An 11861-nucleotide genomic window follows, 5' to 3' on the forward strand; every position below is an offset into this window, starting at 1 on the left:
ACGGCCCGGCGACAGGGCTGGAGCATCAAAAGGGAGGGGAGACGATGAAGCGAAGGTCATTTCTCGCTGGTATCGGTGCAACCACTGCGGCGGCCACGATCGGCATGCCGTCGATCCTCAGGGCGCAAGCCCCGATCACGCTGAACGGTGCGGTCCAGTTCAATGACGACCATGCTTTCAACCGGGCGCTGATCCGGTTCGAGGAGCTGGTGAAGAAATACTACGGCAAGCCCGTCAATTTCACCCTGCACAAGAACTCCTCGCTCGGCCTCGAGAAGCAGTATTTCGAGTACATGTCGCAGGGCAAGGCGGTCGATTACGGCATCGTCTCGCCGGCTCACATGTCGACCTTCGCCAAGGCGGCTCCGTTCATCGATGCGCCCTTCGTGTTCAAGGGCATCGAGCACATGAACAAGGTCGTCGAAGCCAACATCCTGGCGCCGGTCGCCGACGAGGTCGCGGCCAAGGCCGAGGTCGTTCTGATCGGTTATGCCGGCGGTGGCATCCGCAACATCTTCGCCAACAAGCCGCTCAAGAATCTCGCCGATCTTAGGGGGCTCAAGGTTCGCGTGCAGGGAGCGCCGATCTGGTCGAAGACCTTCGCGGCCGTCGGCATGAGCCCGACCGTGATCGCCTATAACGAAATCTACAACGCGATCCAGAACGGAGTGATCTCGGCCGGCGAGAACGAGGCGGCGGGCGTCGAGGCGATGAAGTTCTACGAAGTGGCCCCGCATCTCAGCCTCACCCAGCACGCCGTGTCGATCCGGCCGATCTGCTTCTCGGTAAAGACGCTGAAGACGTTGCCGAAGGATTTGCAGGACGCGATCATGAAGGCGGGCAAGGAGGCCGGCGATTACGGCCGTCAGCTCGAGTCGAGCGAAGAGGTCGTCAAGCTCGACACGCTCGAGAAGGCCGGCAAGCTCAAGCGCGTTCCTTTCGAGGAGCGCGACGCGATGAAGAAGCTCGCCGACCCCGTGATGGCCACCTACGCCAAGGAGATCGGCGCGGAAGGTATCTTCGAGAAGATCAACGTCGTCTGAGGTCGCTCTGTCCGCCGATGACAGTCCGGGCAGGCCCCGCTTCCTGCCCGGACGTGGCGGATGAGCGCCGTACGGAGCTCCAATGTCCGAAATGCATGTCCCGTCCACGCCGTCGCTGTGGCGTCGCGTCACCGCGGCCTATGCGAAACTGCTGGAATTCCTGCTGGCCGCCTGCGTCGGCATCCTCGTTGTCCCGGTCACGCTGCAAATCATCTCACGCTACACGCCCTTCATTCCGTCCTACATCTGGACGGAGGAAATGGCGCGGTTCCTGTTCATCTGGACGATCATGATCGGGGCCATGGTCGGTGTGCGGGAGGCGCAGCATTTCGAGGTCGACGTGTGGCCCGACCTGTCGCGGCGGTCGGAGGCCGCGGTGCGGATCATCGCGCGGCTGGGCGTGCTGGCGCTGGCTCTCGTGTTTGTGTCGGCCGGGATCGAATTCACGCGCTTCGCCTGGAACAGGACGTCGGAGCTGGCCGATCTGCCGCTCTGGCTGATCCACGTCGCCTGGCCGGCGGCCGGCGTGACGTGGATCGTGTTTGCGGGCGAACAGATACTGGATGAAATGCGCGTTCTGGTCGGGGCACAGCGATGAGCGGCACTGTACTTTCTGCCGGACAGGCCGCGATGGTGCTGTTCGGGGTCTTCATCGGTCTGCTGATCGTGCGCGTGCCGGTCGCTTTCGCGCTCGGCCTTGCCTGTGTGCCGATCCTGCTGATCGAGCCGCGTCTGTCGCTGATGATGCTCGCGCAGGAGACTTTCAATGCGTACAACTCATTCATCCTGCTGGCGGTCCCGTTCTTCCTGTTGACGGCGAACCTGATGAGCATCGGCGGCATCACCGACCGCCTGGTGGCACTGTCGCGCTCGATGGTCGGGCACTGGCCGGGATCGCTGGCGCAAATCAATGTCGTGCTGTCGGTGTTCTTTGCAGGTATCTCGGGCTCATCCACCGCCGATGCGGCGAGCCAGTCCAAGATCTTCATCGATGCGCAGAACAAGGAAGGTTACGACCTTTCGTTCTCGATCGCCATCACGGCGGTGTCTGCGGTTCTGGCTGTCATCATCCCGCCGTCGATCCTCATGATCGTGTGGGGTGGGCTGATCTCGACCTCGATTGCGGCGATGTATCTGGCCGGCATCGTGCCGGGCTTGCTCATCGCGGGTGCGCAGATGGCGACGGTGCACATCTATGCGGTGCGCCGCGGCTACCCGACCTATCCGAAGGCGACCTGGGTCGAGATGCGAAGCGCCATCTGGCGGTCGATACCGGCCATGATGACGCCGTTCATCATCGTCGGCGGCATTCTGCTCGGGTGGTTCACCGCGACCGAGTCCGCCTGCGTCGCGGTGCTTTATTCCGTCGCGCTCTCGACATTCTTCTACCGCGAGACAGGTCTGCGTGAATTGTACAAGGCCTTGCTCGATACCGGGCGTCTTGCCGGCGTGGCGCTGTTCTGTGTCGGCACCGCCAGCGCGTTTGGCTGGCTGCTCGCCTATTACAAGATCCCGCAGGAGCTGCTGGCCAACGTTTCGACATGGGGCATGGGCGTCGTTGCGGCCGGCTTCTTCATCTCCTTCTGCTTCCTGGTGGTGGGCTGCTTCCTCGACGCCATCCCGGCGATCATCATCGTCGGCACCGTGCTGGAGCCGCTCGCCAAGTCCGTCGATCTCCATCCGGTCCAGTTCGCGATCATTTCCATCGTATCGCTGGCCTTTGGGCTGGTGACGCCCCCTTATGGCCTATGCCTGATGATCGCCTGTTCGATCGCCGGCGTGCGGCTGCGCTATGCCCTGAAGGACACGGTGATCATGCTGATACCGATGCTGCTCGTGCTGGCGGCGGTCATCGTCTGGCCCAGCGTGTCGCTGTTCCTGCCGCGCCTGATCGTGCCGGAGATGCTCAAATGAGCGTGCGATCCCGCGGCGTCAGCCGCGGGATCGCATCCATCAATTACAGATTGCTCTCGGTAATGGCGGCGTAGACCATGCTGCGCAGCTCGCGCCGGATCGGGTAGGCGCTCGACGGCAGCACCTGGGTCATGAAGATCGTGATCAGCTCCTCGGCCGGATCGATCCAGAACGAGGTCGTGGCCGCACCGCCCCAATTGTATTCGCCGGGGCTGCCGGCAATCAGCGTCTCGGCCGGGCGCATGGTCACGGCGAAGCCGAGGCCGAAGCCGATGCCATTATAGGCAGCTTCCGAGAACAGCGAGCGCGACACTTCGGGCAGCGCGCGTCCGCCGGGAATGTGGTTGGCGGTCATCAACGCCAGCGTCTTCGGCCCGATCAGCCTGACGCCGCCGAGCTCGCCGCCGTTGAGCAGCGCGCGGCAGAAGGTGAGATAGTCGGCGACCGTCGAGCAGAGGCCGCCGCCGCCCGAGATGAAGGAGGGCGGTGACAGGAACGAGCTCGTCGTCGGATCGTCCTGCAGCGTGATGCCCTCGCGGCGCTGGCCGGCATGGAAGGTCATGCCGCCGCCGGGGTCCGCCGAGTAGCAGGCCGCAAAGCGATGCGCCTTGGAGGCCGGCACGTGGAAATCGGTGTCGTTCATGCCGAGCGGATCGAGAATGCGCTGCTTCAGAAACTGTTCGAACGGCATCCCCGAAATCTTGCCGATGAGGTAGCCGAGCACGTCGGTCGCGACCGAGTAGTTCCAGGCCTCGCCCGGCGAGAATTCCAGTGGAACCTTGGCGAGGCCCTCGATCATGGTCTGGAGCGTACCTGATTTCTCGACCTCGCCGATCTTCTCACTGCGATAGGCGGCATCGACGTTGGAGCGCTGCTGGAAGCCGTACGTTAACCCGGACGTGTGGCGCAGGAGGTCGACGATCAGCATTGGCCGGGACGGCGGCCGCGTCAGGAAGGCCGGGTAGGTGCCGGCGACGAATACGCCGAGATCCTTCCATTCCGGAATGTATTTAGCCACGGGCTCATCGATCGCGACGAGGCCTTCCTCCACCAGCATCATGAAGGCGACGCTGGTGAGCGGCTTGGTCATGGAATAGATGCGGTAGATGGTGTCGTCCTTGACCGGGACCTTGCGCTCGACGTCGGCGAAGCCCTGCACCGAGCTGTGGGCGATCTTGCCTCGGCGATAGACCAGGAGCTGCGTGCCCGGGAAACGGCCGGCATCGATGTACCGGCGCCTGAGATGCGCATCGACGCGGTCGAGCGCGGCCTTGGACATGCCGACGGATTCGGGCGAGGCGGGGGTGGGGGCGAGCATCAGTTCCTCCGGGGCTTTTTGTCAGAAAGTTGATACCGAAATGGCGGCCCCATTCCAAGTCGGTTGCGCTTAACGAGGCCGGGCCGGTTGGTGTAGACTCAACCTTGGAATGCCTCCAAGGAGCCCGCCTGGGCCAACGAGAAGAACGTGAGGGCAAACGCACCATGACCCAGTTCAATGAGACCGAACTCACCGAAGCCGTCATCAAGAGCTTCGACCAGACGCCGAACCCGCGTGCGAAATTCCTGCTCCAGGAACTGGTGAAGTCGCTGCACGATTACGTGAGCAAGACCGATCTCACCTTCGAAGAATGGGAATACGCCGTCGATTTCCTGACCCGGACCGGGCAGAAATGCACCGACACCCGCCAGGAGTTCATTCTCTTGTCCGACGTGCTCGGCGTCTCCATGCTGGTGGATGCCGTCAATCACCGCGACCGCGAGGGCGCCACGGAGACCACGGTGCTCGGCCCGTTCTATGTCGGTGAGCACAAGGTGACCGCGCACGGCACCGACATCTCGCCGAATAATCAGACGGGCGAACGCATGTTCGTGCAGAGCCGCGTCACCGATCTCAAGGGCAAGCCGCTCGCCGGCGTTCCCGTCGATGTCTGGCATGCCGATGACGACGGCTTCTATGATTCCCAGAAGCCGAACTATGACGAGGTCGGCGCCTCGGCGCGCGCGCGCTTCATCACCGATAGCGACGGCCGCTTCTTCTTCCGCACCATCCTGCCGTGCAGTTACCCGATCCCGACCGACGGTCCCGTTGGGGAGATGATTGTGCAGACCAACCGCCATCCGATGCGTCCGGCGCATGTGCACTTCCTGGTCAACGCGAAGGGCTATGAGCCGTTGATCACCCACGTCTTCATGGATGGCGACAAATATCTCGATTCCGACGTGGTGTTCGGCGTCAAGGACGACCTCGTCGCCAAGGTCGAGCCGCGCAACGAGCCGGCGATGCCTGACGGCACCAAGACGAGCGGGCGGTGGCACCTGATGACCTACGAATTCCACCTCAAGCCGGGTGGCGGCATGGCGCCGAAGCCGCTGGGGGTGAAGGCGGCGGAGCCGGCGTGATCCGGCCTTACGGCTATCGCAGCCGGAGCACTGCGAGCAGCACGATGACCGCGCAGGCGAGGATCGCCGTGGTCAGCTTCCAGAACAGCAGCGGATTGCGCTCCAGCAGAGGCGTGGTCCGCGTGGCGAGATAGGCCGGATTGGGATTTCTGAGCTCGAAGACGAACTCGGAGAGATCTTCGTGGCGCTTGTAGGGATCTGGATGCAGCGCTTTCCTGAGCGCGCCGTCGATCCAGCCCGGGATGCCCCGCTCGGCATCGATCGCGGGGCGATATCGCAATTTCCACGCGTCCGATCGTCCCCGGATCTTGGCAAGCTGGGCGCCGTAGGGCAGATGCCCGGTGAGCATCTGGTAGCAGATGGCGGCCAGTGAGAACATGTCGGACCGGGGCGATCCGCCCTCGCCAAGGAAATACTCCGGCGCCGTGTATTGGACCGTGCCGAGAATTTCGGCGTCGGCCGATCTCGGCGCCGCTTCGGCGACGCCCGCGACCCTGACCGATCCGAAGTCGATGATCTTGGCGGTGCCGGTCTTGTCGATCAGGACGTTGTCGGGCCTGAGATCCTGGTGCAGCATCTCCATGCGGTGGAAGGCGCGAAGCCCGGTGGCGATCTGCTCGACGATCCTGCGCACCGTCTCCAGATCGGGACGCGGATTGTCGAGCATCCACTGCCGCAGCGTCTGCCCCTCGACGAACTCGGTCGCGACGTAAAGGTAGTTGCGCCGGGTCGATCTCGACTGCGGCTTGAGCACGTATGGACTGTCGATCCGCCGAGCAATCCATTCCTCCATCAGGAAGCGCTTCAGATAGGCCTGGTTGTCGCGCAGATCGATCGAGGGAATCTTGAGTGCGACTGTTTCCTCGGTCTCCGCATCGATGGCGAGATAGATGTGGCTGCGGCTGCTGCCGTGGATCTCCCGGATGATCCGGTAGCCATCGAACGCCGCCCGCGGCTCCAACAGAGGCGGCAGGGGCAGCGTCGAGGTCCGATCGAAAACGCCCGTTTCCTCCGGCACTGCATCGATCCGCAGGATCTGGACGGTGATGTTGTCGTCGCTGCCGCGCCGATAGGCCTCCTCGACGATCGCCTTCGCCGCCCCGTCGAGTTCGGCTGCATGCTCGTTGATGGCGCTCGTGACGAAGCGATGATCGACGAATTCATACGCACCGTCGGTAGCCAGCAGGAACGTATCGCCGGCCTGGATCTCGACCGTCTGGTAGTCGATCTCGAGCTGCGGATTGATGCCGAGCGCGCGGCCGAGATAGGTCTGCTCCGACGACACGATGATGCGGTGATCGTCGGTCAGCTGTTCGAGCGCCTTGCCGGCGACGCGGTAGATGCGGCAGTCGCCGACGTGAAAGATGTGCGCGGTAGCCGCCTTGATGACCATGGCGCTGAGGGTGCAGACATAGCCCTTGTCGCGGTCATAGGCATATTGGCTCTTGCGCGTCTGCGCATGCAGCCAGGAATTGGTCGCCTCCAGCACGCGGCGGGCGGAGGTCTTCACCGTCCAGGATTCCGACGTGCAGTAATAATCCATCAGGAAGCTCTTGACCGCCGACTCGCTGGCGATCTGGCTCACCGTGCTGGAGGAGATGCCGTCGGCGAGGACAGCCGCGATGCCCTTCAGGCTGAGCAGCGGCTCCTCCGGAATCAGGACGCCGTGAAAGTCCTGGTTGACGGGCTTGCGACCCTTGTCGGAATGCTGGCCGACCGAGATCAGGAGACCGGAGGTCATCGTCGCCACCAAGGCAAAGAGAACCTCACCCTACACGGGCGAGGCTCTCTTGTTGAGGTGCGTGTGATCAGGCCGCGACGCGGGGCTTCGGAGCCTTGTCGGCCAGGCGCTTCGGCAGCGTCATGACATGCGTGGCGTAGAGGGTCATGCCGGTGAAGGCGAGGCCGCCGACGAGGTTGCCGAGCACGGTCGGAATCTCGTTCCAGATCAGATAGTCCATGATCGAGAACTTGGCGTGCAGCATCAGCCCCGACGGGAACAGGAACATGTTCACGACGGAATGCTCGAACACCATGTAGAAGAACACCAGGATCGGCATCCACATCGCGATGACCTTGCCGGAGACCGAGGTCGAGATCATGGCGCCGACGACGCCGGTCGAGACCATCCAGTTGCAGAGCATGCCGCGCATGAACAATGTCGCCATGCCTGCCGCGCCGTGCGCGGCATAGCCGAGGGTTCGGCCCTCGCCGATATTGCCGATGGCAGCGCCGACCTTGTCGGGTGCCTGGGTGAAGCCGAAGGTCGTGACGAAGGCCATCATGAAGGCCACGGTGAAGGCGCCGGCGAAGTTGCCGACAAACACGAGGCCCCAGTTGCGCAGCACGCCACTGAGCGTGACGCCGGGGCGCTTGTCGATCAAGGCGAGCGGGGAGAGCACGAAGACGCCGGTGAGGAGATCGAAGCCTAAGAGATAGAGCATGACGAAGCCGACCGGGAACAGCAGCGCGCCGATCAGTGGTTGGCCGGTGTTCACGTTGATCGTGACGGCGAACCAGGCGGCGAGGGCGAGGATCGCGCCGGCCATGTAAGCCCGGATGACGGTATCCCGGGTGGACATGAAGATCTTGGACTCGCCCGCATCCACCATCTTGGTGACGAATTCCGAAGGCGCGAGATACGACATCAATGGTTCCTTTTGCTTCGTAAGTGAGATCGCACGCCCCCTCAGAGAGCGCGGCTGAACGTCATCGGCCGTGCGGGCTGGCCGGCCGCGCACGAGGGCTATGGAAAGTCTGGAAGCCTTGGGAATCGCGTCACGAGGACTTTAAAGCCGGGAAGGCCGCGAAGCAGTTGAGCTTCCGGGATGCAGCCGCCAGAGGCTGCAACAATGCGGCAAGCCGCAGTCTTCGTTGACGTCACAGGAGAAGCAAGTTGCGTGCCGTCCGGCTACGTCGGAAAGGTGTAGATATATCAATATGATATGGCGCCGCTCGATCCGCTCATGATGCGGTCGGGGCCTCTTGCATGGGCGACTGCACAAGATTTGTGCGCCGCACAAGTATTGAGCAGTTCGCAAATTTCAGATGCGGAGCTCTCCTGCGACAGTCTGGCGCGGCCTCTTCAAGGCACTGATTATTAGATGTTTTTCCCAGTGTCGGGCTTGGCACGAAGCTTGAATAGTTCCAGGCCGACGCCATTGAAGCCGTCCCGCGAGACTTTCTCATCCGATTTGCTGACGCCACCAGACGGGGGTCCTCCCCGTCGTGCGTTCGCATGCGCCAAAGACGGCGCCACGGACGGACGGGCTGCTCGCGCGCACAGCCGCAAATCATTCCGCAACGACGCAAAGGACGACACTGCCTATGACCAAACGCACCCGCCGGCCCTCCGAAACGACTGGCCTCAGCCGCCGTCAATTGTTGAAGGCCACCGGCTCGACCGCTGCTCTTCTTGCCGCCGCCAAACTGAATTTCCCTGCCGGCGCCTTCGCGCAGGACGCAGGCCCTGAGGTCAAGGGGGCCAAGCTCGGCTTCATCGCGCTCTCCGATGCCGGCCCGCTCTTCGTCGCCAAGGACAAGGGCCTGTTCGCCAAATACGGCGTGCCCGACACTGACGTGCAGAAGCAGGCGTCCTGGGGCACCACGCGCGACAACCTCGTGCTCGGCTCCGAAGGCAACGGCATCGACGGCGCGCATATCCTCACCCCGATGCCGTATCTGATCTCGGCCGGCAAGGTGACGCAGAACAACCAGCCGACGCCGATGTACATCCTGGCGCGGCTCAATCTCGATGCCCAGTGCATCTCGGTCGCCAAGGAATATGCCGGCCTCAAGGTCGGCGCGGATGCCTCGGTGCTCAAGGCCGCGTTCGAGAAGAAGAAGGCCGAAGGCAAGTCGGCCAAGGTCGCGATGACCTTCCCGGGCGGCACGCATGATCTCTGGATCCGCTATTGGCTCGCCGCAGGCGGCATCGACCCCGACAAGGACGTCGAGACCATCACCGTGCCGCCGCCGCAGATGGTGGCGAACATGAAGGTCGGCACCATGGACGCGTTCTGCGTGGGCGAGCCCTGGCCCGGGCAACTGGTCCACCAGGGCATCGGCTACACCGCGGTCAACACCGGTGAGATCTGGAGCAAGCATCCCGAAAAGTCGCTCGGCATGCGCGCGGCCTGGGTCGACAAGAACCCGAAGGCCGCAAAGGCGATCCTGATGGCGGTGATGGAGGCCCAGCAATGGGCCGACAAGGCCGAGAACAAGGAAGAGCTCGCCACCATCATGGCGAAGCGCCAGTGGATCAACTGCCCGGTCGAGGACATCGCCGATCGCGCCAAGGGCAAGTTCGACTACGGCCTCCCCGGCAAGGTGATCGAGAATTCGCCGCACATCATGAAGTACTGGCGCGACCATGCCTCCTATCCGTTCCAGAGCCATGATCTCTGGTTCATGACCGAGGACATCCGCTGGGGCAAATACGAGGCTGGTTTCGACAGCAAGGCGCTGATCGCCAAGGTCAACCGCGAGGACATGTGGCGCGACGCGGCCAAGACCCTCGGCGTCGCCGCTGCCGACATTCCGGCCTCCACCTCGCGCGGCAAGGAGACCTTCTTCGACGGCAAGGTGTTCGATCCGGAAAATCCGGCTGCCTATCTGAAGTCGCTCGCGATCAAGCGCGTCGAAGTCTGATGGAGCCCCTGCGGCCGCCTTTGGGGCGGCCGCATCGTCCTTGCCAAGCCGGAGAGAGATTGCGATGAACATGCCTGCCACGAAGATTGAGGTTGAGACCGCGACGCCTGCCGCAGCCGCTGCGCCAGTCGTCGCGCTGACGCCGAAGCGGCCGCCGCGCGCCGAGACCTACGCGCGCATGGCCAGGGAGACCGCTGTTCGCGTGATCCCGCCGCTGGTCGTGATCGCGCTGCTGACGCTGGTGTGGGAGCTGGTCTGCCGGAGAGCCGGCTCGGCGCTGCCGCCGCCGTCAAGAGTGTTCAAGGACACCAAGGAGCTGATCCTCGATCCGTTCTTCGATCATGGCGGCATCGACAAGGGCCTGTTCTGGCATCTGTCCGCCAGTCTCCAGCGCGTCGCCTTCGGCTACTCGCTCTCGGCGATCGCCGGCATCGCGCTCGGCGTGCTGGTTGGGCAGTCGGTCTGGGCGATGCGGGGGCTCGATCCGCTGTTCCAGGTGCTGCGCACCATTCCGCCGCTCGCCTGGCTGCCGCTCTCGCTCGCGGCGTTCCGCGACGGCCAGCCCTCGGCGATCTTCGTCATCTTCATCACCTCGATCTGGCCGATCATCATCAACACCGCGGTCGGCATCCGCAACATTCCGCAGGACTATCGCAACGTCGCGGCGGTGGTGCAGCTCAACCCGCTCGAGTTCTTCTCCAAGATCATGATCCCGGCGGCCGCGCCCTACATCTTCACGGGCCTTCGCATCGGCATCGGCCTGTCGTGGCTTGCGATCGTCGCGGCCGAAATGCTGATCGGCGGCGTCGGCATCGGCTTCTTCATCTGGGACGCCTGGAACTCCTCGCATATCAGCGAGATCATCCTGGCGCTGTTCTATGTCGGCATCGTCGGCTTCGTGCTGGACCGCATGATCGCTGGCCTCGGCAAGTTCGTCACCCGCGGCACCGCGCAGAACTGAGGAGAGGGGACATGACCGCCTATCTGAAGCTCGATCACATCGACAAGGTCTTCACCCGCGGCGCCGCCACCACGGAGGTGCTGAAGGACATCAACCTCACGATCGAAAAGGGCGAATACGTCTCGATCATCGGCCATTCCGGCTGCGGCAAGTCGACCCTGCTCAACATCATCGCGGGGCTCACGACCGCCACCACCGGCGGCGTGCTGCTGGAAAACCGCGAGGTGAACTCGCCGGGGCCCGATCGCGCCGTGGTGTTCCAGAACCACAGCCTGCTGCCGTGGCTGACCGTCTACGAGAACGTCAAGCTCGGCGTCGACAAGGTTTTCGCCAAGACCAAGTCCCGCGCCGAGCGCGACGCCTGGGTGATGCACAATCTCAACCTCGTGCAGATGGCCCATGCCAGGGACAAGCGTCCTTCCGAAATCTCCGGTGGCATGAAGCAGCGCGTCGGCATTGCGCGGGCGCTCGCCATGGAGCCGAAGGTGCTGCTGCTGGACGAGCCGTTCGGCGCGCTCGACGCGCTGACCCGCGCCCACTTGCAGGACTCGGTGATGGCGCTGCATCAGAAGCTCGGCAACACCATTCTGATGATCACCCATGACGTCGACGAGGCCGTGCTCTTGTCCGACCGCATCGTGATGATGACGAACGGGCCGAGTGCGCGCATCGGTGAGGTGCTGGAGGTGCCGCTGGCACGGCCCCGCAAGCGGCTCGAGCTCGCGACCAGCGCCACGTATCTGAAGTGCCGTCAGCGCGTGCTCGAATTCCTCTACGAGCGTCATCGCTTCGTTGAGGCCGCGTAAACCAAAGTTTAATGCGCGGAACGTTCGCGCCTAAATAATCGACACCTCGCTCAATCCTTGTGCGTCGCACAAGGATTGAGCGAATCG

General features: G+C 63.3%; 10 protein-coding genes. 7 read left to right on the plus strand and 3 right to left on the minus strand.

Annotated elements, in window-relative coordinates; all coding sequences use genetic code 11:
- Positions 1 to 44: 44 nt before the first annotated feature.
- The 3 genes from CVM73_RS00120 to CVM73_RS00130 all read left to right on the plus strand — a co-directional run bounded on the left by CVM73_RS00120 (position 45) and on the right by CVM73_RS00130 (position 2957).
- Complete coding sequence (locus tag CVM73_RS00120) at positions 45 to 1043, plus strand: TRAP transporter substrate-binding protein (RefSeq protein ID WP_100229997.1); 999 nt, start codon at positions 45 to 47, stop codon at positions 1041 to 1043.
- Between the two features lie 82 nt (positions 1044 to 1125).
- Entirely contained in the window at positions 1126 to 1641 is a 516-nt protein-coding gene (locus CVM73_RS00125) for a TRAP transporter small permease (RefSeq protein ID WP_100229998.1), read from the plus strand.
- Positions 1638 to 2957: a TRAP transporter large permease gene (locus CVM73_RS00130; protein WP_100229999.1), complete on the plus strand. Its 1320-nt coding sequence runs from the start codon at positions 1638 to 1640 to the stop codon at positions 2955 to 2957. The genes CVM73_RS00125 and CVM73_RS00130 overlap by 4 nt, the downstream gene beginning before the upstream one ends.
- Positions 2958 to 3000: 43 nt before the next feature.
- On the opposite strand, the gene CVM73_RS00135 is transcribed toward CVM73_RS00130, so the two are convergent.
- Positions 3001 to 4275: a serine hydrolase domain-containing protein gene (locus CVM73_RS00135; RefSeq protein WP_100230000.1), complete on the minus strand. Its 1275-nt coding sequence runs from the start codon at positions 4273 to 4275 to the stop codon at positions 3001 to 3003.
- 164 nt (positions 4276 to 4439) lie between these two features.
- Between CVM73_RS00135 and CVM73_RS00140 the strand changes: the two genes are divergently transcribed.
- The gene (locus CVM73_RS00140) at positions 4440 to 5357 is read left to right on the plus strand and encodes an intradiol ring-cleavage dioxygenase (RefSeq protein WP_100230001.1); all 918 of its coding nucleotides are present in this window, start codon (positions 4440 to 4442) and stop codon (positions 5355 to 5357) included.
- A 13-nt stretch (positions 5358 to 5370) separates the two neighbouring features.
- On the opposite strand, the gene CVM73_RS00145 is transcribed toward CVM73_RS00140, so the two are convergent.
- The gene (locus CVM73_RS00145; protein WP_167406527.1) at positions 5371 to 7098 is read right to left on the minus strand and encodes a bifunctional protein-serine/threonine kinase/phosphatase; all 1728 of its coding nucleotides are present in this window, start codon (positions 7096 to 7098) and stop codon (positions 5371 to 5373) included.
- A gap of 67 nt (positions 7099 to 7165) precedes the next feature.
- The gene (locus CVM73_RS00150) at positions 7166 to 8005 is read right to left on the minus strand and encodes a formate/nitrite transporter family protein (RefSeq protein WP_100230002.1); all 840 of its coding nucleotides are present in this window, start codon (positions 8003 to 8005) and stop codon (positions 7166 to 7168) included.
- A 679-nt stretch (positions 8006 to 8684) separates the two neighbouring features.
- On the opposite strand from CVM73_RS00150, the gene CVM73_RS00155 reads away from it, so the two are divergent.
- The 3 genes from CVM73_RS00155 to CVM73_RS00165 all read left to right on the plus strand — a co-directional run bounded on the left by CVM73_RS00155 (position 8685) and on the right by CVM73_RS00165 (position 11774).
- Complete coding sequence (locus tag CVM73_RS00155) at positions 8685 to 10007, plus strand: CmpA/NrtA family ABC transporter substrate-binding protein (RefSeq protein ID WP_100230003.1); 1323 nt, start codon at positions 8685 to 8687, stop codon at positions 10005 to 10007.
- A 64-nt stretch (positions 10008 to 10071) separates the two neighbouring features.
- Complete coding sequence (gene ntrB, locus CVM73_RS00160) at positions 10072 to 10968, plus strand: nitrate ABC transporter permease (protein WP_100230004.1); 897 nt, start codon at positions 10072 to 10074, stop codon at positions 10966 to 10968.
- Positions 10969 to 10979: 11 nt separating this feature from the next.
- Positions 10980 to 11774 (plus strand): ABC transporter ATP-binding protein, encoded by a 795-nt coding sequence (locus CVM73_RS00165; RefSeq protein ID WP_100230005.1) that lies wholly within the window; start codon positions 10980 to 10982, stop codon positions 11772 to 11774.
- The last annotated feature ends 87 nt before the right edge of the window (positions 11775 to 11861 follow it).

Source organism: Bradyrhizobium forestalis (assembly GCF_002795245.1).
In the GTDB taxonomy this organism is placed as follows: domain Bacteria; phylum Pseudomonadota; class Alphaproteobacteria; order Rhizobiales; family Xanthobacteraceae; genus Bradyrhizobium; species Bradyrhizobium forestalis.

Bases quoted from the DNA above. Each gene is read 5' to 3' on its own strand.
- CVM73_RS00120 (WP_100229997.1), top strand. From the start codon at position 45: ATGAAGCGAAGGTCATTTCTCGCTGGTATCGGTGCAACCACTGCGGCG.
- CVM73_RS00125 (WP_100229998.1), top strand. From the start codon at position 1,126: ATGTCCGAAATGCATGTCCCGTCCACGCCGTCGCTGTGGCGTCGCGTC.
- CVM73_RS00130 (WP_100229999.1), top strand. From the start codon at position 1,638: ATGAGCGGCACTGTACTTTCTGCCGGACAGGCCGCGATGGTGCTGTTC.
- CVM73_RS00135 (WP_100230000.1), bottom strand. From the start codon at position 4,275: ATGCTCGCCCCCACCCCCGCCTCGCCCGAATCCGTCGGCATGTCCAAG.
- CVM73_RS00140 (WP_100230001.1), top strand. From the start codon at position 4,440: ATGACCCAGTTCAATGAGACCGAACTCACCGAAGCCGTCATCAAGAGC.
- CVM73_RS00145 (WP_167406527.1), bottom strand. From the start codon at position 7,098: ATGACCTCCGGTCTCCTGATCTCGGTCGGCCAGCATTCCGACAAGGGT.
- CVM73_RS00150 (WP_100230002.1), bottom strand. From the start codon at position 8,005: ATGTCGTATCTCGCGCCTTCGGAATTCGTCACCAAGATGGTGGATGCG.
- CVM73_RS00155 (WP_100230003.1), top strand. From the start codon at position 8,685: ATGACCAAACGCACCCGCCGGCCCTCCGAAACGACTGGCCTCAGCCGC.
- ntrB (WP_100230004.1), top strand. From the start codon at position 10,072: ATGAACATGCCTGCCACGAAGATTGAGGTTGAGACCGCGACGCCTGCC.
- CVM73_RS00165 (WP_100230005.1), top strand. From the start codon at position 10,980: ATGACCGCCTATCTGAAGCTCGATCACATCGACAAGGTCTTCACCCGC.